Source organism: Mesobacillus maritimus (genome assembly GCF_044803185.1).
GTDB lineage: Bacteria > Bacillota > Bacilli > Bacillales > Cytobacillaceae > Mesobacillus_B > Mesobacillus_B maritimus_B.
This window is the reverse complement of the sequence record NZ_CP085225.1, coordinates 2,601,817-2,624,515: the sequence shown is the minus strand read 5'-3', so window position 1 is coordinate 2,624,515 and position 22,699 is coordinate 2,601,817. Positions and strand designations below refer to the sequence as shown.

General features: G+C 40.9%; 22 protein-coding genes. 1 reads left to right on the top strand and 21 read right to left on the bottom strand.

The window, feature by feature from the left end; all coding sequences use genetic code 11:
- Positions 1-29: 29 nt before the first annotated feature.
- From LG336_RS12680 to LG336_RS12665, 4 genes are all read right to left on the bottom strand, one after another.
- Positions 30-626, bottom strand: coding sequence for a class I SAM-dependent methyltransferase (locus LG336_RS12680; RefSeq protein ID WP_404332867.1), 597 nt, complete (start codon positions 624-626; stop codon positions 30-32).
- Positions 627-845: 219 nt separating this feature from the next.
- A complete protein-coding gene (locus LG336_RS12675) occupies positions 846-1,709 on the bottom strand; it encodes a dimethylarginine dimethylaminohydrolase family protein (RefSeq protein ID WP_404332866.1) in 864 nt (287 codons plus the stop codon).
- Positions 1,710-1,893: 184 nt separating this feature from the next.
- Positions 1,894-3,351, bottom strand: a complete 1,458-nt coding sequence (locus tag LG336_RS12670) for a CoA-acylating methylmalonate-semialdehyde dehydrogenase (protein ID WP_404332865.1) — start codon at positions 3,349-3,351, stop codon at positions 1,894-1,896.
- Positions 3,352-3,385: 34 nt separating this feature from the next.
- The gene (locus LG336_RS12665; RefSeq protein ID WP_404332864.1) at positions 3,386-4,585 is read right to left on the bottom strand and encodes an iron-containing alcohol dehydrogenase; all 1,200 of its coding nucleotides are present in this window, start codon (positions 4,583-4,585) and stop codon (positions 3,386-3,388) included.
- 196 nt (positions 4,586-4,781) lie between these two features.
- On the opposite strand from LG336_RS12665, the gene LG336_RS12660 reads away from it, so the two are divergent.
- Positions 4,782-5,597 carry an aminoglycoside N(3)-acetyltransferase gene (locus LG336_RS12660; protein ID WP_404332863.1) on the top strand — a complete coding sequence of 272 codons (816 nt, stop codon included), beginning with the start codon at positions 4,782-4,784 and terminating at the stop codon, positions 5,595-5,597.
- A 107-nt stretch (positions 5,598-5,704) separates the two neighbouring features.
- Here the strand turns inward: LG336_RS12660 and LG336_RS12655 are convergent, their stop codons facing one another.
- The 17 genes from LG336_RS12655 to LG336_RS12575 all read right to left on the bottom strand — a co-directional run bounded on the left by LG336_RS12655 (position 5,705) and on the right by LG336_RS12575 (position 22,689).
- Positions 5,705-6,616: a CBASS cGAMP-activated phospholipase gene (locus LG336_RS12655; RefSeq protein WP_404332862.1), complete on the bottom strand. Its 912-nt coding sequence runs from the start codon at positions 6,614-6,616 to the stop codon at positions 5,705-5,707.
- 89 nt (positions 6,617-6,705) lie between these two features.
- Complete coding sequence (locus LG336_RS12650; RefSeq protein WP_404332861.1) at positions 6,706-6,966, bottom strand: hypothetical protein; 261 nt, start codon at positions 6,964-6,966, stop codon at positions 6,706-6,708.
- A 91-nt stretch (positions 6,967-7,057) separates the two neighbouring features.
- Positions 7,058-8,155 carry a branched-chain amino acid aminotransferase gene (locus tag LG336_RS12645; protein WP_404332860.1) on the bottom strand — a complete coding sequence of 366 codons (1,098 nt, stop codon included), beginning with the start codon at positions 8,153-8,155 and terminating at the stop codon, positions 7,058-7,060.
- A gap of 49 nt (positions 8,156-8,204) precedes the next feature.
- On the bottom strand, positions 8,205-9,452 hold the full coding sequence (locus tag LG336_RS12640) for a glutamate-5-semialdehyde dehydrogenase (protein ID WP_404332859.1): 1,248 nt from the start codon (positions 9,450-9,452) through the stop codon (positions 8,205-8,207).
- Positions 9,453-9,468: 16 nt separating this feature from the next.
- Positions 9,469-10,554 carry a glutamate 5-kinase gene (gene proB, locus LG336_RS12635; RefSeq protein ID WP_404332858.1) on the bottom strand — a complete coding sequence of 362 codons (1,086 nt, stop codon included), beginning with the start codon at positions 10,552-10,554 and terminating at the stop codon, positions 9,469-9,471.
- Positions 10,555-11,004: 450 nt separating this feature from the next.
- A complete protein-coding gene (gene hutI / locus LG336_RS12630) occupies positions 11,005-12,273 on the bottom strand; it encodes an imidazolonepropionase (protein ID WP_404332857.1) in 1,269 nt (422 codons plus the stop codon).
- 121 nt (positions 12,274-12,394) lie between these two features.
- On the bottom strand, positions 12,395-14,059 hold the full coding sequence (gene hutU, locus LG336_RS12625; RefSeq protein ID WP_404332856.1) for a urocanate hydratase: 1,665 nt from the start codon (positions 14,057-14,059) through the stop codon (positions 12,395-12,397).
- Between the two features lie 28 nt (positions 14,060-14,087).
- Positions 14,088-15,623, bottom strand: a complete 1,536-nt coding sequence (gene hutH, locus LG336_RS12620) for a histidine ammonia-lyase (RefSeq protein WP_404332855.1) — start codon at positions 15,621-15,623, stop codon at positions 14,088-14,090.
- A 103-nt stretch (positions 15,624-15,726) separates the two neighbouring features.
- Positions 15,727-16,164 (bottom strand): hut operon transcriptional regulator HutP, encoded by a 438-nt coding sequence (gene hutP / locus LG336_RS12615; RefSeq protein ID WP_404332854.1) that lies wholly within the window; start codon positions 16,162-16,164, stop codon positions 15,727-15,729.
- A 247-nt stretch (positions 16,165-16,411) separates the two neighbouring features.
- Positions 16,412-17,164, bottom strand: a complete 753-nt coding sequence (locus tag LG336_RS12610; protein ID WP_404332853.1) for an SDR family NAD(P)-dependent oxidoreductase — start codon at positions 17,162-17,164, stop codon at positions 16,412-16,414.
- 93 nt (positions 17,165-17,257) lie between these two features.
- On the bottom strand, positions 17,258-17,653 hold the full coding sequence (locus tag LG336_RS12605; RefSeq protein ID WP_404333149.1) for an acyl-CoA thioesterase: 396 nt from the start codon (positions 17,651-17,653) through the stop codon (positions 17,258-17,260).
- Positions 17,654-17,791: 138 nt separating this feature from the next.
- A complete protein-coding gene (locus tag LG336_RS12600; protein ID WP_404332852.1) occupies positions 17,792-18,385 on the bottom strand; it encodes a branched-chain amino acid aminotransferase in 594 nt (197 codons plus the stop codon).
- A 2-nt stretch (positions 18,386-18,387) separates the two neighbouring features.
- Positions 18,388-19,986 (bottom strand): DEAD/DEAH box helicase, encoded by a 1,599-nt coding sequence (locus LG336_RS12595; protein WP_404332851.1) that lies wholly within the window; start codon positions 19,984-19,986, stop codon positions 18,388-18,390.
- A 131-nt stretch (positions 19,987-20,117) separates the two neighbouring features.
- Positions 20,118-20,423: an iron-sulfur cluster assembly accessory protein gene (locus LG336_RS12590; RefSeq protein ID WP_404332850.1), complete on the bottom strand. Its 306-nt coding sequence runs from the start codon at positions 20,421-20,423 to the stop codon at positions 20,118-20,120.
- Positions 20,424-20,773: 350 nt separating this feature from the next.
- Positions 20,774-21,109 (bottom strand): hypothetical protein, encoded by a 336-nt coding sequence (locus LG336_RS12585; RefSeq protein WP_404332849.1) that lies wholly within the window; start codon positions 21,107-21,109, stop codon positions 20,774-20,776.
- A gap of 206 nt (positions 21,110-21,315) precedes the next feature.
- Positions 21,316-22,245 (bottom strand): glutaminase A, encoded by a 930-nt coding sequence (gene glsA / locus LG336_RS12580; RefSeq protein ID WP_404333148.1) that lies wholly within the window; start codon positions 22,243-22,245, stop codon positions 21,316-21,318.
- Positions 22,246-22,263: 18 nt separating this feature from the next.
- Positions 22,264-22,689: an EamA family transporter gene (locus LG336_RS12575; protein WP_404332848.1), complete on the bottom strand. Its 426-nt coding sequence runs from the start codon at positions 22,687-22,689 to the stop codon at positions 22,264-22,266.
- Positions 22,690-22,699: the final 10 nt, after the last annotated feature.

Genomic DNA, 22,699 nt, shown 5'->3' with positions numbered 1-22,699 from the left:
ATAATAAAGCTTATGATGGAAAGCTGACCTTAACCCCTTTTTTCATTTTTTAGAACCATCGTTTTAAAAAGGCTCTTATAATAATCCTTTGTTTCCTCTACAATAAATCCTTTCTTTTCTACTAACAGATGAGTATCTCTATCTAAACAGCATCCATCGCAGACTTTTTTCCAATACGGTGTTAGGAGTTGTTGCAACTTAGCTAGAGATGGTTGCGTCATCTTTACGTGCTCAAACATTAAAATCTTGCCATTTGGCTTGCAAACTCGTTTGATTTCATCCATTGCATCTTCTGCATTTGGGATCGTGCAAAAGACTAGAGTCGCAACCACCGTGTCAAAAGTATTGTCGGGAAATGGAAGTCGTTCTGCACCTGCTTGAATCAATTCGATTGGCACCCGTGATAGTTTCTTGCGTTTTATGGAACGTGTGACCATAAAGGGACTAGGATCAATGGCCGTCACCTCCACACCACGATAAAAGGGAAAATTCACGCCAGTACCCGAACCAAGCTCCAACACCGTTCCGCTAGCATTTTTTAATAACTCCAAACGAATATTCTTAAAGCGTCCCCTCTCTAACGGGCTCATAAAAAAATCGTACCATTCCGAAAACGTTTTACTCACTGTTACATTCCCACTCCAGTTCTGCTAATTTTATTTGCTATTACTTTCATTATAGCTTGGTAGGTACTTTCCTACACGAAAAAACATCTTGAAGCAAAAAGCACATCACTGATTAAGTAAAATTATTGTTTATTATAATTACATTATGTAAATAAGTATTTTAGCAGCGATACACAAAAGAACCTTCCCCATTTAAGGGCAAGATTCCTCACCATTCGTTTACTGTTCTTTTGTTCTTAGTATTGGTAATGTACAGCAACGGAAGGAGCCACCTGATTTGATAATCTCGGTAATATCGACCTCAATCACTTCAAAACCTCGTTCACGTAGCTGCTTATTCACTTCTTTATTAACCGGTAAGCTCAAGACTCGCTTATTACCAATCGATAATACATTTGTCCCAAGCGTAAATTGTTCTTCTTTCGATACTTCAATGAGTTCATATCTAGAACCGAATAACTTCATATCCTCTTCTGTTAACGCTTCCGGATAGATTAAAGCAACCTCAGGTGATACCACATTAAACACACAATCCAAATGAAGATATCTTTCTTTAAAAGGAATTGCTTTTACCTCGAAACTACTCAATAACCTTTGTAAGTGGTCTGCCGCCATTTGGTTTGTCCGGTTGCTTAAACCAACATAAATAGTTTTGCCATCAATGATGACATCGCCACCTTCGATATGGTCTCCAATGATATTATAATAAGAGAAGCCTTCGTCTTCGAGCCATTGCCGTAAAACGTTTTCTTCCCCCTGGCGAACATCACTAGCCATATCTGCAACAAAAACCGTTTCTCCTAGCGTAAACCCGATATCACGGGTAAAGACTTGCTCTGGGTATTTTTTATGGTAAGGGAGTAAAATGACTTCAATCCCATGGCTACGCAAAGTTTGTACAAAATTCTCATGCTGTTCAAGAGCTCGCTCAATATGTATGCCTTCGTTTTTAAAATGTTTTTGTGTTTCATTTATCACATCACGAATGGTCATGTATTGGGGTTGACAGAGAATTACCCTTTTCAATGTATCATACTCAGTAAAACAGACAGTTTTATGCTCCATTTCAGAACTTATTGTCATGTAGAAGGCCTCCCCTTTAAATAAACTTTGCTATTAATATGCCCTGTACATATCAGAATTAATTACAAAGAGGATTTTTTAAAATATAGTTGTTGGTTTTCCGCTCCAATCATCAGGTGAAAAATAAATTTTACTAAAGACCAGTTGAAGAGAATCAACTGGTCCAAGTTTTAAGCCGAATAGCCTACCAACGTGCTGTCAGCATCTTCCGCCTCGTATAAAATTCAACTCCATCTGACCCATTTGCATGAAGATCCCCATAGAATGAATTTTTCCATCCTGAGAATGGGAAAAATGCCATCGGGGCAGGTACGCCAATATTAACACCAAGCATCCCAGCTTCAATATTCTCTCTAAAATACCGTACGTGGCTCCCGTTTTGCGTAAACAAACAAGCACCGTTGCCGAAATCGGATTCATTTGCTACCTCAATTGCTTCTTCTAAATTGTTCACCCGAATAATCGATAATACCGGTGCGAAGATTTCCTCCTTCCAAATTTTCATTGAAGGGTTTACCTTATCGAAAATGGTCGGTCCAATAAAATATCCATCTTGATGATAGCTCTCGTCATTACGACCATCCCTAACTAAAATTGCACCTTCTGCTTCGCCACTTTCAATATAGCTCGCCGTTCGCTCTTTATGCTCTTGCCGAATAACAGGTCCTAAAAATACCCCTTCTTCTAGCCCATTGCCGATTTTAATTTCATCTGCTTTTTCCTGCAATCGAGCTAATAACGGTTCAGCTACTTCGCCAACGGCTACTACCACGGAACAAGCCATACAACGTTCACCTGCTGAGCCATAAGAAGCAGCAATAATTTCCTTAACAGCCCCTTTTAAGTCTGCATCTGGCATCACAATCGAATGATTCTTTGCACCAGCCAAGGCTTGAACTCTCTTTCCATGTGAAGCAGCTGTTTTATAAACATACTCGGCAACTGGCTGGGAGCCGACAAATGAAATCGCTGGGACATCTTTATGTTCAAGTAATGAATTAACCACATCATGGGCACCATGAACAATATTTAATACTCCCTCTGGAAGTCCAGCTTCTGAAAACAGCTCTGCCAACCGATTTGCTAGAATCGGTGTCCGCTCAGAAGGTTTTAATACAAAGGTGTTGCCTACTGCTATCGCAAGTGGAAACATCCAACAAGGAACCATCATCGGGAAATTAAATGGAGTGATTCCCCCAATTACCCCAACCGGATAACGATACATCCCCGACTCCATATCGGTTGCAATATCGGGGAGCTGTTTTCCCATCATTAACGTGGGCGCACCAGCAGCAAACTCTACGCATTCAATTCCACGCTGTACTTCTCCATATGCTTCATTAAAGCTTTTGCCGTTTTCTTGAGTAATCAAGCTCGCCAATTCATCCCAGTTTTCAACTAGTAGCTGTTGGTATTTGAACAGGATGCGTGCCCGTTTTGGAACCGGTGTTTTGCTCCAGGTTTGAAACGCCTTTTTCGCTGATTGTACCGCATCCTCGACATCCTCTTTTGACGAAATTGGCACCTCAGCAATGGTTTTCCCCGTTGCTGGGTTTGGTACAGCCTGGTAACGATCCGTTTTCGCTTCAACCCATTGACCGTTTATGTAGTTTTTTAAAAGTTTAGTGGATGTTGTTGTCATTGTTCAATTTCTCCTTTATGTTCAATTTTATATACTAATACTTTATCGTGGATTCACCCTTGAATTCATAGTGATAACAAACTCGGTACAATTCCTCAATTTCAGCCTGAGTAGGTACTCTTGGATTGTTTGCGGGACTGCCGCTAGCTAGCGCATCATTGGCCATTTTAGGAACAGCACTAGTAAACTGCTCGCTATCAATTCCCCAGCCTTGAAGATTAGGTATTTTTAGCGTCATACACAGGCTTTTAACGGCTTGAACTGCTTTTTCCGCTGCTTCCTCGTCCGATTTCTTGATATAGTCACCATCAAAAATTCTTCCTAAATCAGCAAGCCTTTCTATACAAGCGTCCTTGCTAAACTCTAAAACGGCTGTTAGCAGCATGGCATTTGAATAACCATGCGGAACATGAAAGAGGGCACCAATCGGCCGCGACATTCCGTGGACAAGACATACTGAAGCATTGCTAAACGCCATTCCTGCTTGCATCGAGCCTAGAGACATAGCTTCACGAGCATCCAAGCTTTCTCCATCTTCGTAAGCAGTTAAAAGATTATTCACAATCAACTTCATTGCCGATAAGGCTAAGGTGTCGGTCATTGGGTGGGATTTTTTTGATATATATGCTTCAATCGCGTGGCTCAGGGCATCTACACCTGTTGCTGCGGTTACATGTTGAGGAGAAGAGATAGTTAGAAGTGGATCAACGATTGCAACAGTTGGCATGAGCGCTGGTTGCTTAATCATCATTTTCACATCTGTTGTTGTATTGGTAATAATGGTTACATCCGTTGCCTCTGAGCCTGTTCCTGCTGTCGTTGGTACTGCGATATGAGGAATTGGTTTGTTCTTGGCGATTTTCTTCATCCCCATATAATCGCCAATATACCCACCATTGCTGGCCACAATTGAAATGGCCTTTGCCGTATCGATGCAGCTGCCACCCCCAATTGAGATGATGAAATCACAGTTTTCATCTTTAAACAGCTCCAAAGCTTCTGACACAAAATTATCAGTTGGCTCTGATTGGACTCCTATATAAAAGCAACGCTGAATCCCACTCTCCTCTAGCAGGTCATCACACTTCCTTAAAAACCCTAAACTTTCTATCACCTGATCACTAATAATCAGTGCTTTTTTCCCTAGCAAACTAGCCTCTGAGGCAATTTTTTCATACGAATTTCGCCCATAAAGGATTGTTTGCGGGGATCTAAATTGCGCGTAATTCTCCATTCAGCTTCCTCCCACCATATCCAGCATTATTTCGTACCAACTGTACACCAACAAGTAGTAGCACTATTCAAACTATTTTATTGCTACTAACCTTATAAAATACCTATACAGACAAATGAGCGTCTATGTACTATCTTTCTACAAAAAGAAATCTTTTCCTGCACTTATAATATGATATATTTTTATAGGGGGGTAAATGAGCATGCATGAATTGAATCGAATTTTAAACACAAAAGAATTTCAATCCAAAGATACATTAAAAAAACAACTTACAGAGCTAGGAATATACGCTGGTGACCATATTATGGTCCATTCCTCACTTAGTAGCATGGGGTGGATAGCTGGAGGACCACAGGCGGTAGTGGAAGCACTACTTGAAACGGTGACAGAAACTGGTACGATTGTGATGCCTGCCCAATCTGCAGACAATTCAGATCCATCTTATTGGATGCTACCACCTGTTCCAAAGGAATGGCATCAACCTATTCGTGATCATTTTCCAGCCTACGACCCTCACTTAAGTCCACTCCGTGAAATGGGGAAAATTGCTGAGTGCCTCCACCGCCATCCCCATACAGTGCGAAGTCCTCATCCAGCACATTCCTTTATTGCCTGGGGGAAGAATGCGGCTGAATGGATGAAGGACCAACCACTTGAGGACTCTTTTGGCGAAGGTTCACCATTAGGTAAAATGATGAAGGCAGAAGTGAAAATTGTTCTTATCGGCACAGGGTTTGACTCCTGCACTCCTCTCCATTATGCAGAGTTTATGCAGAAAGATCGTAAAACTCTTCCACAAGGAGCCGCCGTGATGATAGATGGGAAGCGAGTTTGGCAGCCCTATGATTGTGTCGAAATGGACTCAGATCGTTTTCCGGAGATAGTTCAAGATTTCGACGGTGAAATCTTTGAAGGCAAGCTAGGAATGGCAAAAACGCTTGTCGTTGAAATGCGACCACTAGTAGAATTTGGTATCCTGTGGCTAAAAATTCATCCTGCTCCTGAAGAATAAATAAAAGACCCAGAAACCATCATTCAGGCTTCCGGGTCTTTTCCGTTTTTATCTCTTTTAGCTATAGCAAAAAGTATAGTGATAGTTAAATGAGCTTATCATCCATTTTAAATCTCCAAAAACCTTTCAATTTCTTCGCAGTTTTCCTCGAATGCCTCTTTCCCTAACTGGATTAATTTATCCATATAAGCCACATCATCAAAAGGCATTTCTTCACCAAGCTCCTTGTTAATGCGGAAATAGTTATTTCCAAGTAACAATTTGCAGTGATAAGAAACCGATTCTGACGAAATATCCAAAGCTAAATCTAACAGCTTCGGGGTAACTTTTAACGATGGTAATTGGAATGGTAACCAATGTTTAATTCCCCATTCCTTTTCGCCACCATCAATAGAGAAATCAATATTCTGTTTTCCTGTCCCAAGCGATAAAATATGGACCGATTCGAGCTTCTCATTAAAATAATGCAAAGCATCTGTCAAACAAACGAGAGAAGGATTATTAGCCCATAAGCCCCCGTCTATGGATAAGTATTTGTTCCCTATATTGTTTGGGGGAAAATAGATAGGTGCCGAACAAGACGAAAGTACAGCATCCCAAACTTTGATTGATATATTACCTAATTCATCTGGTACATGTGAACGATGAACATATGGTTTCCCATGAGTCAAATCGACGGTCGGAATTAATAATGGCTTTGAAACTTCTTTAAGTTCTCGATCACCAAACGACTTTTTTAGCAGCGAACGTAAAGCGCGGTCACTGTAAATACTTTTAAAGAGGCCAACCTTGGCCTCTTTAATAAATATCTTTTCACCGTATCGAAGGTATTGTTCTAACAAAGTATCCATGTCCGAATCCAAAGCCGTTGCTGCTGCTATAATGGATCCAGTGCTTGTTCCGGCAATTAAATTGAAATGGTCACCAACCCTTGTCTGGTACGCTTCTTCCATCGCTTTTAAAATTGAAATTGCAAAGACCCCACGAATTCCGCCACCATCAATACCTAATATTTTCATTGTCATCACCTAAGTTTGCGATATGAAATAGCTTGCCCTTTCTTCTCAACCTTATGTTGTTGAATTCCTTAAAAGGAAAACAGGTTAAATTAATTCTCAAACTCGATGACTTTTTCTAACTTCTCGATTAAGACTACGCACTTTTGATTTCCTATCTCATAGATATACATCTTTTGCTCATTTTCTTGAAGGATTTTCATAAACTGAATATCCCCTGTTATGTCATGCTTCTTGGCAAGGTCTGCAATCATTTTATAAATTTGACTAATGGTTGGCTCTGATTGTGATGCTATCTTTATTGGGACAGGTAATCCTTTAACCTTGATCGTTACGATTATGACTGTATCCAATTGTCTCATCTCCTTACATGAAAAGTATTCGACTTAAGGAGATGTTTTCCTGCCATTTTCTGTTCAGAGAATGACAAAAGACTAAAAAGGGTTACAGCAGATTTGCTGACTCTTGTTTTGCAACTTTTACCGTCCAACCAAATGGGTCCGGTTCGGTTCCAAGCTGAATTCCTGTTAAAGTGTCATATAACTTTTTCGCTAACTCCCCAGTTTGACCGTTGTTAATAACCATTTTTTCTCCCTGCCAAGCTAATTCACCTACTGGAGAAATAACCGCAGCTGTACCTGTACCAAAAGCTTCCTCTAGTTGACCATCTTTATAGGCTTGATAAAGATCCTCCATTGAAAGTCTGCGCTCTGAGACTGGGATATTCCAATATTTCAATAGTTGCAGAATGGAATCCCTTGTCACTCCTTCGAGAATGCTACCATTTAGGATAGGAGTGACAACCTCTCCGTTTATTTTAAAGAAGATATTCATGCTGCCAACTTCTTCAATATATTTATTTTCTCGTCCATCTAACCATAAGACTTGGGAATATCCATCCTTTTCAGCTACTTCTTGTGCCTTTAAACTTCCCGCATAGTTGCCGGCAGTTTTCGCATTTCCAGTACCGCCAATTGTAGCACGTACATATTCACGTTCCACGGCAATTTTCACAGGGTTAATGCCTTCTTTATAATAAGCCCCTACTGGCGATAAGATGATGATAAACTTATACCGCTTAGATGGTGAAACACCTAAATAAGGTTCAGTTGCAATGATAAACGGACGGATATAAAGAGAAGTACCTTCTGAAGTAGGAACCCACTCCCGGTCCACATTGATCAGCTGTTTCAATGCACTTAAAGCCAATTCTTCATCAACCTTTGGAATACAAAGGCGGTCGTTCGAGCGATTCAATCGTTTCATATTCATATCTGGTCTAAATAATAATACTTCATTGTCTTTCGTAAGATACGCCTTTAACCCTTCAAACACAGTCTGCCCATAATGGAAAACCATTGAAGCAGGATCTAAGGTAAGTGGCTGATAAGGAACGATTCTAGCATCATGCCAGCCTTGACCTTCCGTATAATCGACAATAAACATATGATCCGTAAAATTCTTACCAAATTCAAGATGATCAAAATCCGGCTTTTGTTTTCTAGATGAAGCAAGAGTGATATCGATTTTTAATTCAGTCATTTTGCATACCCCTGTCTTAATAAACTATATTTTGATAATATTATGACACTTATTTTCGAATTTGACCATTCCCCTGCACAAAAAATTTGCTGGAAGTTAGTGCTTCTAAGCCCATAGGGCCTCTGGCATGGAGTTTTTGAGTACTAATCCCAATTTCTGCACCATACCCAAACTCAAATCCATCTGTGAATCTTGTCGAGGCATTATGATAAACAGCTGCTGCATCAACCCTCGTTAGAAAAGATGAAGCATTCTGTTCATCCCTTGTTATAATCGCTTCAGAATGTTTTGTCCCATACTTGTTTATATGGTGAATCGCTTCGTCCACGTTTTCAACTACTTTTACACTTACAGATAAAGCTAGATACTCCGTATACCAATCCTCTTCTGTTGCAGGTTTTGCCCCTTGGGACATAGCACAAACCTTTTCATCGCCGTAAACTTCAACCCCATGTTCGGCCAATACCTTCAATAGTTTTTCTCCATGCTGATTAAACCAAGTCTGCTGGATTAACACCGTTTCGATTGCATTGCAGACTGAAGGTCGTTGCGTTTTCCCGTTTATCACGATTTGCTCAGCCATTTCTACTTCTGCACTTTCATCAATGAAGATATGACAATTTCCCGCTCCAGTTTCTAGCACAGGCACCGTAGACTCACGAACTACCGTATCAATCAGGTTTTTCCCCCCCCTTGGAATTAGAACATCTAAGTATTCATTTAGATGAAAGAGCTCTTTCGCGGTCTCCCTGCTCGTGTCTTCAATTAACTGGACTGCTTCAACAGGAAGTGTACTTTTTCCAAGTGCCGTATGAATCGATTGAATTAGTGCCATATTTGAATATCGTGCCGAAGAACTGCCTCGTAAAATAACCGCGTTCCCTGTTTTCAATGAAAGCGTCGCCGCATCGATTGTCACATTTGGTCTTGCCTCATAAATCATTCCGATAACGCCTATAGGCACTCGATTTTTTTTGATTAACAATCCGTTATCCTTATGGATGGTTTCAAGGTTATCTCCAATTGGATCCTTTAAGTTTACTAACAGACGAATCGCATCAGCCATATCATGAATTCGCTTTTCGTTTAACATGATTCGGTCAAGAACGGATTCTGAGAGACCCTTCTCCCTTCCATCTTCCAAATCCTTTTGATTTTCTATAAGGATAGTCTCTTGGTCTGAAATAAGCTGTGCAGCAATCAGCTGAAGTGCACTATTTTTCTCCTCTGTTGTTGCCCCAACTAATACCTGACTAGCCTTTTTCGCTACCAGCCCTTTTGTTTTAACCTCGCTCATCTTTTTTTCCTCCAATCTATACTTTAACCCATTTATTGCGATGGATAACTTCCATTAATGGCTTTTCACTGGCACTACTTTTTCCTATAACAGATTCTAAGACCTCAGCCGAATACGTTACCTCCCCTTTTCCTAATAATCCACTAGGACCAAAGACTTCAACAACGTCGCCTGTTTGAAAGGTTCCTCTAATCCCCGTAACACCTGCCGGAAGTAAGCTCTTTCCATTGGATATAATCGCGTCTTCTGCGCCTTGGTCAACGTAAATCGATCCTGAAACTTCAGAGTGGACAGCAATCCATTGCCTCCTAGTATTAATATAAGTAATGCTTTTATTTTGGATATAAGTTCCGTCTCCAGAACCATTTAGAATTGCATTTAATTTATCGCTGCCTTTTCCCTGTCCAATAAAAACTGGGACTCCTAAGGAAAGCGCTGTTTTTGCCGCCATCAGCTTCGATTTCATTCCACCTGTCCCAACCTTTGAGCCTGCTCCTTCGGCAAACCCCACCATTTCATCTGTAATGGTTTCTAAAACATCAAGTCTTTTAGCATCCGGATTGGATCTAGGATCAGAATCATAAAGCCCATTAATATCCGTTAAAATAATCAACTGGTCCGCATGTATAAGCCCGCTCACAAGGGCAGAAAGCATATCATTATCACCGAACGTCAATTCCTCAACGGAAACCGTGTCATTTTCATTGATAACCGGCAACAATCTCCGTTCAAGGAGCTCCATAATCGTTGCATAGGCATTTTTATAACGATCTCGGTTCGAAAAATCCGTCCGGGTTAGTAAGATTTGCGCAGGAATAATCGAAAAAGCGCTAAACTGTTCAATATAAGATTGAATGAGTAGGCTTTGACCAACAGCCGCAGCTGCTTGCTTTCCCTTCAATGTCACAGGTCTTGTCGGATAGCCTAACCGACTAAAACCGGCGGCAACCGCCCCAGAAGAAACCATTAAGACTTCATGCCCTTCTTTCCGAAGTCCAGCTACTGCTCGGACGTGGTCACTCAATTTCTCTTGATCGATTTCCCCTTTTTCATTGGTTAATGAACTGCTACCAATTTTTACAACAATACGTTTTTTCTCCATTTACAATAACTCCTCTAAACTGAATACGTTAATAAGTGGGCGTTGATATCCGTTCAAATCAACGTGTGAATAGTCAACAATGTACAACTCAGCGCAATAAAAAAAGCCCATTCATCCTCTACATAAAGGACGAAAGGGCTTTCTTCCGCGGTACCACCTATATTGGATGTAAGGTTACATCCCACTCTTCCAGATAACGCCTGGCGGGCGCCCATGTTTTCATGGGACTCAGAAGGCAGGTTCGGCGGCTTAATGTGGTAGGATCTCCCAGCTTCAAATCCCACTCTCTTGTCACATAAGGACCCGCGTACTAATCCTCCGTTAACGTTCAGCTGTTTTAATAAATATTATGCCGACCACCGAGAAAAGTCAAGATATGAAATAGGCCAAATTTGTCAAAAACCAATCAATTCATTAATCATTTTTATTCCCGCAAAAGAGAATAATGTTTCATCCTTCAAATATTGTTAATTTAGGTCTCTCCCAGAGCTTAATTCCCTTACTATATACACTCGCAGCATGATTCACACCAAAATGGTACGGCAAATATTGATAATTAGGGATATCCCAAATAACGAAATCTGCCCATTTGCCAAGATCAAGGGTCCCTGCTTCGGTTCCCCTTCCAATCGCATAAGCAGCATTGACGGTAACAGCATTCCAGATTTCCTCCGTCGTCATTTTCAACTTTAATGCTGCAAGTGACATAATAAGCTGGAGGTTTTCGGTTACACAACTGCCTGGATTAAAGTCTGTTGCTAGGGCAATGGCTACTCCTTCGTTGATCATTTTACGCGCAGGTGCATATTGGTCTTTGCCTAAATAAAACGTCGTGCCAGGTAGTAAAACGGCAATCGTATCCCTTTCGGCTAGGTTTTTAATGCCATTCTCTGACACCGCCACTAAGTGATCCGCGCTTACTGCACCAAGACTAGTGGCCAATTCTGCTCCACCTAATGAGTCAATTTCATCGGCATGAATTTTTAAACCAAACCCTTTTTCCTTCGCCTTTTGTAAAAATTCACGAGACTGTTCAATTGTAAAGACCCCTGTTTCACAAAAAATATCTACAAACTCAGCTAAATTGTCTTTTTTTATTACATCGAGTAACCCTATCATACCCGCAAGAAAGAAATCAGGATTAGCCTTATATGTTGGTGGGATCGCATGTGGTCCGAGAAACGTCGAAACAATGGATATAGGATATTTGTCAGCAATTGTCTTTGTAACTCGTAATTGTTTTAGTTCCGTTTCTCGGTCTAACCCATAACCGCTTTTCGCTTCGATTGTGGTGACACCATGCGTAACCATTCTCTCTAGATGGAAACTAGCTCGTTCTACTAGCTCCTTTTCTGTAGATTGTCTTGTGGCTGCAACCGTTGAAAGAATTCCTCCTCCATTCGCTAATATCTTTAAATAAGGTACGCCCTTTTGCTTTAAAGCTAGTTCGTTTTCCCGTGAACCACCGAACACCAAATGGGTATGCGGGTCAACAAGTCCAGGAGAAACCACCTTTTGATAGGCATCAAGTTTCTCCTTCGCCTGAACAGATGCCGCCTTTGCCGAAGTTCCTATCCAGGCGATTCTTCCATCCTTCACTGCAAAAGCAGCGTTCTCCTCAACAGGTAGCACGCTCATTTCTTTCCCTTTCAAAGGCTTTAAGCTATTCCTCGGTAAAAGCAATTGGCCGATATTATATACGAGTAAATCGTAGAACACTGTAATTCTCCTCCCATTCCCTTGCACTTCTTATCAAAAAACGATGACTGTAGTTCGAAACCGTTCGATAAGGGCCTATGATACACCAAACGATAGTTTCCCTTTTTGGTAATTTAACATCCTATTTATCTAGCATTGGGATGTCTACACCCTTTTCCTTCGCAACCTCGACGGCTCGATCATATCCTGCATCAACATGACGAACGACCCCCATGCCAGGGTCAGTGGTCAACACTCTTTCCAAACGCTCGTCAGCAAGCTCCGTCCCATCTGCGACCACGACCATACCTGCATGTAGCGAATACCCCATACCAACACCACCACCATGATGAACAGAAATCCAAGACCCTCCTGCGGCCACATTAACCAATGCATTTAAAATTGCCCAGTCACCTACAGCGTCACTTCCATCCTTCATCGCTTCGGTCTCACGATTCGGAGAGGCGACCGAGCCACAATCAAGATGGTCACGCCCAATTACAATTGGAGCCTTTAATTCTCCTTTTCTCACAAGCTCATTTATGGCAAGCCCCATCTTAACTCGTTCCCCGTAACCAAGCCAGCAAATACGTGCTGGTAGCCCCTGAAACTCTACCTTTTCTTCTGCCATTTCAATCCAACGAAGTAAAGGTTTATTATCTGGGAACAACTCTTTGATTAATTGATCTGTTCGGTAAATATCTTCTGGGTCCCCCGATAACGCCGCCCAACGGAACGGTCCTTTTCCCTCACAGAACAAGGGGCGAATATATGCCGGAACAAACCCCGGAAAATCAAAGGCATCTTTCACACCTTCATCCTTGGCCACCTGGCGAATATTATTGCCATAATCAAACACAATGGAGCCTTTTCGCTGAAATTCCAGCATCGCTGCCACATGACACGCCATCGATTCCTTAGCACACCGAACGTAGCGATCACCATCATGGTTGCGAAGTTCAGTTGCCCCCTTAACTGTTAACCCTATTGGAACATATCCATTTAATGGATCATGCGCAGAGGTTTGATCGGTGACAATCTCAACCGTAACGTTACGCTGAAGGATTTCATGGTGAACCTCTGCTGCATTACCAACAAGTCCAATGGACAATGCCCTCCCTTTTTCCTTTGCTTCTTTTGCCCATTCTAACGCCTCATCGAGGGAATCAGTCATAACATCACAATACCGGGTGTCAATTCGTTTTTTAATCCGCTTTGAATCTACTTCCACGGCAATACAAACCCCACCATTCATTGTTACAGCTAATGGCTGAGCCCCACCCATACCGCCAAGTCCAGCAGTTAACGTCAGCGTGCCCTTAAGAGAACCATCAAAATGCTGCCGCGCCACTTCCGCAAAGGTCTCATACGTCCCCTGCAAAATCCCTTGCGTACCAATATAAATCCAGCTTCCAGCCGTCATTTGCCCATACATCATAAGGCCCTTTTGATCAAGTTCATGGAAGTGCTCCCAGTTCGCCCACTTTGGAACTAGAACTGAATTGGACAATAAAACTCTAGGAGCCGCTTTATGTGTTTTAAATACCGCGACTGGTTTTCCTGATTGAACGAGCATCGTTTCATCATTTTCAAGCCTCCTTAGTGTATTCACAATCGCATCAAACGACTCCCAGTTTCTAGCCGCTTTCCCAATTCCGCCATAGACAACTAATTCCTCAGGCTTTTCCGCAACCTCAGGGTCTAGATTGTTATATAGCATCCTTAGTGCTGCTTCCTGCTCCCAACCTTTACACTCAAGCTTGAGTCCCTTTTTAGCCTTTACCACGCGATTTGTCTTTGCCTCCATCTTAAATCCCCTCTCCCTTTATAAAATATTAGTCTATTGAAATTTGATCTTCCTCTTCCTTCAACTTGAAAGCTGTCCATCTGCCCTTATTTTTTTTAAGATAATCAGTCATGTTTTCAATATCCTCAGAAAACACCCGATCCTTGGTAATGGAAGATACAACTTTCCTAGCTGCCTCGTAAAATACTTTAGTTTGTGGTGCCATTTTTTCCACCCCACGGTACTCGACTGCCTGGAGAGCACAGATGCATTCAATCGCGAGAACTCGCCGGACGTTTTGAATTATCGTATAAGCATGGCGTGCTGCAATAGTCCCCATGCTCACATGGTCCTCTTGATTTGCTGAAGATGGAATCGAGTCAACACTTGCTGGATGTGCGAGCGTCTTATTTTCAGACACGAGCGATGCCGCAACATATTGCATAATCATCGCTCCTGACTGTAGTCCTGGCTGCGCACTTAAAAATGGCGGTAAATCATTTAATTGTGGATTCACGAGCCGCTCAATTCTTCGCTCTGAAATACTTGCGAACTCGGCAACGGCAATTTTCATAAAATCCATTGCAATTGCAATCGGTTGGCCATGGAAGTTCCCACCTGAAATCACGGTTTCACCATCATCAAAGATCAATGGATTGTCTGTAGCTGCATTTATTTCAATTTCAAGTTTTTCTTTCACATAATCCAATGCCTGCCAGGAAGCTCCATGAACTTGGGGAATACAGCGCAAGGAATAGGCATCCTGAACCCGTTTTTCCCCTTGTCCAGTGATTAGATTACTGCCTGAAAGCAACTTGCGAATGCGTTCAGCTACGGCAATTTGTTGGGGATATCCTCGGGCTTCATGGATAGCGGGGTGAAAAGCATCAATGATTCCCTCCAGCCCCTCGATAGTCATCGCAGCAATCCATTCGGTTTGATGTGCCAAGTCCACTGCTTCTAGCCAATTGATGACGCCCATGGCCGTCATTGCCTGGGTCCCATTAATTAAAGCCAGCCCCTCTTTAGCATGCAACTCAATTGGCTCTAGTTTTTCAATTTGGTAGACTTCGACAGTCGGAAAAATCTTCCCTGCATAATAAACCTTTCCCTCACCGAGTAACACGAGTGCGAGATGAGAAAGTGGAGCAAGGTCACCAGAGGCCCCAAGTGAACCTTGTTGTGGAATGACCGGATGGATTTGCAGATTTAACAACTCCACAAGACGTTCCGCAATAATCGGTCTTATCCCAGAAAATCCTTTTAACAATGCATTTAACCGTAACAGAACCATTGCTCTTGAAACGGTTTCTGGAAAGGGCTCTCCCACACCACATGCATGGGAGCGAATTAAATTCATTTGCAAGTCATTGACATCGTCCTCAGCAATCATCACATCGCTAAATTTCCCAAACCCTGTATTAATGCCGTACACCGTCTTGTTATTGGCTACAATCCGTTCAACAGCTTTTCTACTTTCCTTGACTTTTTGCATACTTTTCGGGGATATCGTAACAAGCTCCCCTTCATAGCAAACCTGTTTAACCTGCTCTAAGGTTAATTGATTGCCTGTAAGTTCCACCATAAACAATCCCTCCAAAACTATTCTGGACAAATAAAAAGAGGCGACAATGGCATAGAGATACCATCATCGCCTCCTAATGACTAATAGACTATAGGCAATGTCCTTATATATGATTAATTCCTAACCCAATCGTTTCATGCTCAGCTCCTTTGACAGGCGCCCCAATTGTTCCGTAAAATGCTACAGCTAGCCATTCCCCTTCTTTGGGATCATGATAAGGTTTGCCACGAACAACAGAAAAGCGAAGTCCGACTGTCCTACTCATTTCACCAATGACAGGCTTTCCTCTTGTGACTCCCTCAATCCCTTCTAAGATGGCATGATACAAAGCATGTGTTTCACGGTATAAATGCTCTTGAATGAGTCCATTTCGCTTCGCAGCTGTTTCAACTGCCGCAATAACTTTCTGCATGTTCATGCTGCCGACTTTTCCTTGGCAGTAGCTGACCTCATCTAATGATGGCCGAAAAGAATATAATTCCTCTTCAGACAAGGATGCCAACAATATTGCCATTTTTCCAATTTCCAATTTTTGACTCATACTAACCTCTATTTTTTAGAATTTTGACTATTCACTAGTAACTACTTATATTGTATTTGTCCACCACTAAAAATGTCAATAAAAATGGAAAATTTTAGTAATCTAATAGATTACCTTACTAATGGACTAAAGACTGTAGGTGAACTTTCCCTACTATGAGTTACCCGAAACAGACCACCTAATATAAAGAACAAATCAAAAAACACACTGGCAATTTAACCAGTGTGTATTCATGGTGGAAATATACTTAAAATACCATCCCGCCGCCATCTGCAAAAATAGTTGATCCTGTTACAAAGGAGGCGTCATCAGATGCTAAGAAAAGGACGACTTTTGCCACTTCCTCCGGTTGACCAATCCTGCGAAGTGCATTTGCTCTAGAAATGATTGGCCATTTTCGCTCATCGTCCTTCCAGCCTTGGATAATATCCGTATCAATGACCCCTGGAGCCACTGCATTAACTCGAATATTTTTCCCGCCATATTCTAAGGCTGCATTTTGGGTCAAGAGCACAACTCCACCCTTTGAAGCATTGTATGGACCGACATATTTCTTCCCTTTATGCCCTAGAACACTAGATGTATTAATGATTGCTCCACCACCACGTTCTTCTATTTTCGGAATAGCAAATTTCATTCCAAGGAATACACCTTTTAAATTGATATCAACAACGCGGTCCCATTCCTCAACAGATATATCGGCAAGTTTTACCTCTTCATTTCCGACGCCAGCATTATTGAATAAAATATCAAGTCCGCCAAAAGCATCGACCGTTTTACTAATTAATTGCGCAACTTCTTCAGGATTGACCATATTCGCAGGCACACAAATGGCATCTCCACCTGCTTCTTTAATTAAGCCAACGGTTACAGAAGCGCTTTCCTCGTTGATATCAGAAACAACCACCTTCGCGCCTTCTTTCGCAAATAAACAAGAAGTAGCACGTCCAATTCCACCGCCACCACCTGTAACAATTGCCACTCTTCCTTGTAATCTCATAAACTATTCCTCCCCCATAAAATCATCACTATGTACAAACATAAAGCAATTATATCGTTTTAATTAAGAATTTTCAATCTTTTCTAAAAACTACTAACTTCCGACCATATGCATACTTAAAGTCTCTCGTATATCATCAGGGATTTTCTCTGTCTTTTGTTCATGTAAATCAAAATTGACATAAACCGCTTCTCCCTTTGCACAAAGATTCCCTTCTTGATGAATTTCCTCGTAAATCTTTAAACTTGTATTGCCTATTTCTTTTATCCACGTTTTCACAATCACTGGTTTTCCATAAAAAAGCTGATGAACAAAGTCAACATGAAAGTTGATGATCACCATTTTCCAATCGTCAGCCCCTAAATCAGGTGTAAAAAGTTTAAAAATCTCATCTCTCCCTGACTCAAACCAGACAGGAATGACTGTATTATTGATATGCCCCGCCCTGTCCGTCTCAGACATTCTAGGTTCAATTACCTTTTCAAACATCATAATCCCCCTATTCATGAACGATTAAAAACAAAAAAGTTTTCCACTGAAAAAGACATACCATCCTATTCGCTAATGTCTGCAAAAATTCCTCTTAAAATATAATAGCCCCTTAATTTAAGGGGCAGTGAAAGTTATTTATAGTACGGAAACAACCAGCTTAAATAGAAAACGATAGATTGAATCATAGGCAGCCCGGATTGTCATGTCTTCGCTGAAACCTTCTACGTTATTCAATGCGAAATTAACGTTCCATAAGCCTTCATTTGCATCAAACATTAAATCCACCCTTGAATTTTCGGCTTTCATTTCGCTTGCAAAAAAGGACTTTATTGCCTCGCCATATTTTTTTTGAAGCTTCAAACCATGCATCACATTATAGGTACCAAAGACATCATCCACTTCAAACGATACTGCATCAACAGACACTAACTCAAAGGACGGATCTTCCATATACATAAATTCATTTTTATGGTTTTTAAAATAAGTAATCGGTTGATCAAGGAATGATGAGTTTTCCTCACCAAGGAATTCTTCGGTTTCTTTATCGCTGCGTTCAATGTATGCACCAGCGAACCGTTCATTTGCATTTTTCTCAACCAATTTAATACCATCTTCTAAAAGACTGTTTTTCTCAGCGAACTCCTTTGTTTCTGGATAGAGCTCAATAATTTTCTCTCCACCAACTGTCTGAATGGAATCATTCATTAGTTTTTTTACTCTTGTAATCATCTTTATTGCCTCCCTTTCCGTGGTCTCCCATCGGTCATCTTTCTCGGCCTCTCTGTTCTTCCGCTTACGTTCCTACGGGAACTTCCTTCCCTTCTATCGGGTTGCTGAGCGGAAGTCCGGCTTCTTTGTCCACCTTCTGATATACCTTCTCTTACATTCGTTTTTACTTTCCATCGTCCTTGACCCTTTTCATCCTGTTTGCTCCTTGTCCCACGATAATTGGGGTCTCCACTCCGTTCATTCCTCTTTCGGTTTCTAGTTTCTACTTTTTCACCAATTTCTTTCTTTTTTAGCCCTTGTCCCCGCTTGCTGCCACTTCGGTCCTCTTGACTCTGACTGCGTTCGCTTCTATTCTTGCTTCGCTCATGTGTACCAGACCGTCTGGGCTTTGGCTTCCTTGTATTGGTACCTAAGCCTTTACGTTCATGCCTATCCCTTCGGGGCTGTGTTTCCTCCTGTCCACTTGCATCAGAGTTCTCACCATTTAGATTGCCGAGATTCTTCTTATCAATTTGAATTTGTAATGTTCCTTCAATCTCATCTAAAAGCGGACGATCATTAGAGGTATAAAGCGTAATCGCTAACCCTTTCATGCCAGCCCGACCGGTTCTACCAATTCTATGAACATAACTCTCAGCATCTAGAGGAATATCATAGTTAAAAACATGGGTAACCCCTTCAACATCTAGTCCTCTTGCAGCAACATCTGTTGCAACCAGCAATTGAATCTCGGCATCACGGAACTTCTTCATCACTCTTTCCCTTTTTGCCTGCGAAAGATCCCCATGCAATTCATCACATGAAAAACCGTTTGCTTTTAGTGCATCATACAGTTTACTTACTCTCCGCTTTGTTCGACAGAAAATAACAGCTAAGAAAGGTCGATGCGTTTCAACTAATTGTATTAACGTTGTTTGCTTTGCTCGATCCACAGTGTGTATCGCAATCTGTTTTACATTTTCAGCAGGTCCCTGCGTTTTTTCAACCTGAACATATTCTGGCTCATGCATATGTTTTTTCGCTAATTTCCTTATCTCTGGAGGCATGGTAGCCGAAAACAACATCGTTTGACGGCTACTCGGAGTTTCGTGAATAATTTTTTCAACTTCATCCAAGAACCCAATATGCAGCATTTGATCGGCCTCATCCAGAACAAGAAAGGATACCTCTGACAAATCAATGGTACCTCGTCTAATGTGGTCCAATAACCGTCCAGGTGTACCAACAACGATTTGAACATTTTTATTCAACTTCTTTAACTGCTTTTCAACATCTTGTCCACCATAAACAGCTAATACATCAAGATTATCATGGTCCGCAATAAGCTTTTTGACTTCCTCCGTAATTTGCAAGGCAAGCTCTCTTGTTGGTGTAACAATTAATGCTTGAATTGTAGAAGCTGTTGGGTCCATTTTTTCAAGAATAGGTAAGACAAATCCTAAGGTTTTCCCAGTCCCGGTTTGTGCTTGACCAATCAAATCTTTCCCAGCCATTACTACTGGAAGTGCTCGCTCCTGAATAGGTGTTGGGTGAATAATCCCAACCTCTTTAAGCTTGTTTATAAAAACATCTGAAATTCCTAACGATGTAAAATCAGGCAATAACATTCCCTACTTTCTTTTCTTGTTCTTATCAAGAATGATTCACTGTATATAATGAGTGTTTATCCCATTATAAGTAAATATTCACTCACAAAAAAACAACGTGACCAATCACGTTGCTTTTAGCAAAATTAATGGTTATGTACATGTGGACTTTTGGAAGGATTGGTAATTACAAAATCCTCTTGTGGCACATAAAAATACTGAAGCCAAACTCCGTCAAGAAATTCTTCGCGTTTATCCAGAAGAATGTCAATCCCTTTATCCGTTTTGACAATTTCATCATGTTCCGTTGGTGTATCGTATACGATTTTATAATGAGCATGATCACCATGCATATAATCAATCACTACGCGAATCATCTTTCCTTCTGCTTCCTCAGTGTTTAACATTTCCTTTAAAACTTTAGCTGCATTTCGATTAATCTTGCATTTCACCCTTATTCCTTCTTTCATACTCGTCATCGTAAATACAATAGCATAAAAGCTCCATATGTACAAAATTCATCCAATACGGATTTTAAAGTTTTTTTGCTAAACGGCGCTTTACTTGTTTTTTAAGGAGTGGAACGCCTTTTTCTTTTAGAAACCGTACCCCTTCTTTTTTAATATAATTCTTTATCATTCGCTTAATCGCCATTTTATGATCCCCTTATAACTAAGTTAAATGATGGAAACTGCTTACTAATCCAATTTAAGTTTAACAGATGATTGGACATCAAACAGGGTGGATCATTAAGATGTCAGAAAATCGTTATAAATTGAACTAAAATGAATGGAAGAAACCGTCAATTGGAAACCACACTTTGAGGTTCGTCATTGCCTTTTACTTTCTCAATTTTATCAACGAACATTTGGAAAACCTTTTTCTTTTCTTCTAAGTCTTTAATCTCAGACTTAAGTTGGTTAAACTTTTGCTCAAATGGTTGATGATAAAGTGCACGGATATTTCGGATAATTTCTTCGTTAACCGTCGACTGAACCACCTGCTTGGTGATACTAAACTTATAGGAATATACTTGAAGCTCCTGTTTAACCTGTTCATATTCTTTATCAATCTCTGTTAACAACTCATCAATTTCTTCTTTCCATTCTTCTAATGATTTTTTTACATGAGGCTCCATAATTCTCTCCCTTGTAGCTTTAGTTTGCTGTATGCCTCTAACTTTAACAAACTTTATTTTCATTTATGTTTCTATAAGGTTACAAAATTCTTTCGAGCACGAAAACAACACATATTAAATACGTATTGTTTTAAAGGGTTTTGTTGATTTCCGCTCCAACCTACCGTATATAAACATCGTTTATGACCAAAAACAAAGTGTTTTCTTTAAAAAATACTCAACTCATATTGTTTAGACATCATTTCTAGAAGTTTGATGCCTCCAATGCTGTTGCCTCTTTCATCAAGGGCTGGGCCAAAAATGCCAATTCCGTAGCGGTTCCGGATGGACCCCATAATCCCTCCAGATACCCCACTCTTGGCAGGGATTCCAACTCTGACAGCAAATTCACCTGAGGCATTATACATGCCGCAGGTAACCATAAATGTTTTACAAAGCCTGGCCACTTCGACGGGAATAATCTGTTTCTCCCTGACTGGATCCAACCCATCCATGGCAAACACTAGCCCGATTCTAGAAAGATCTAAACAATCCATCTCAATTGCACATTGCTTTGTGTAAAGCTCAAGAAGCTCTTCTACATTCTCATTTATAATTCCATCCTGTTTCATGTAATAACATAAGGATCTGTTGAGATAGGCCGTATCAAATTCCGATTTCGCTACTTCTTCCGAATAAGTGATAGACTCGTGCCCAGCAATGTCCCTTATAAAAGCAATAATCCTTTCTAACCTATCAGCCACTGATTCCCCCTTAATTAAATGGGTAACGGCTAATGCACCTGCATTAATCATTGGATTCAACGGTTTTGCAGAACGACTGGTTTCAAGCTTTATGATTGAATTAAATGGATCTCCAGTTGGCTCATAGCCGACCTTGTTGAACACACATTCTTCGCCACAGTCTATTAGTGCTAAAGCTAACGTCAACACTTTTGATATGCTTTGCAAGGTGAGTTTTTGTTCTATATCTCCTGCTGAATAGCAATTCCCGTCGCTATGGTATACGGCAACAGATAAATCATCTCGATTTGCCTTTTTCAAGGCTGGAATATAATCAGCAACCTCCCCATGCTTCGTATGCTTTTTCGCTTCAGAAACTAACCTATTTAATTCTTCATTTGATTGACAAGGCACAATCATCCACCCCTTCCCCTAGCTTAATGCGGTTAAAATAACTCCAATGGTAATAAGCGCAATACCAAAACCGTTGAGAAGGCTAATTTTCTCACCAAGGAAAAACATAGCCAAGACGGCAGCGATCACTACACTTAGTTTGTCAATGGGTGCTACCTGTGATACTTCTCCAAATTTCAAAGCTAAAAAGTAGAAAATCCACGACGTTGCCCCGGCAACACCACTAAGAACGATGAACAGGAGCGCTTTTCGGTCCTCCAAAATTTCTGGTACCTTCCCTAGATTTCCTTGGAAGAGGACAACTCCAAATAAAAAAATCGTCATAATGACAGCTCTTATGGCTGTTGCAGTGTTAGAATCCACGTCCTGCAAGCCTATTTTCCCAAAAATGGATACAAGTGCAGCAAAAACGGCCGATAAAATTGCGTAAATAAGCCATGACATTAATTGTTCA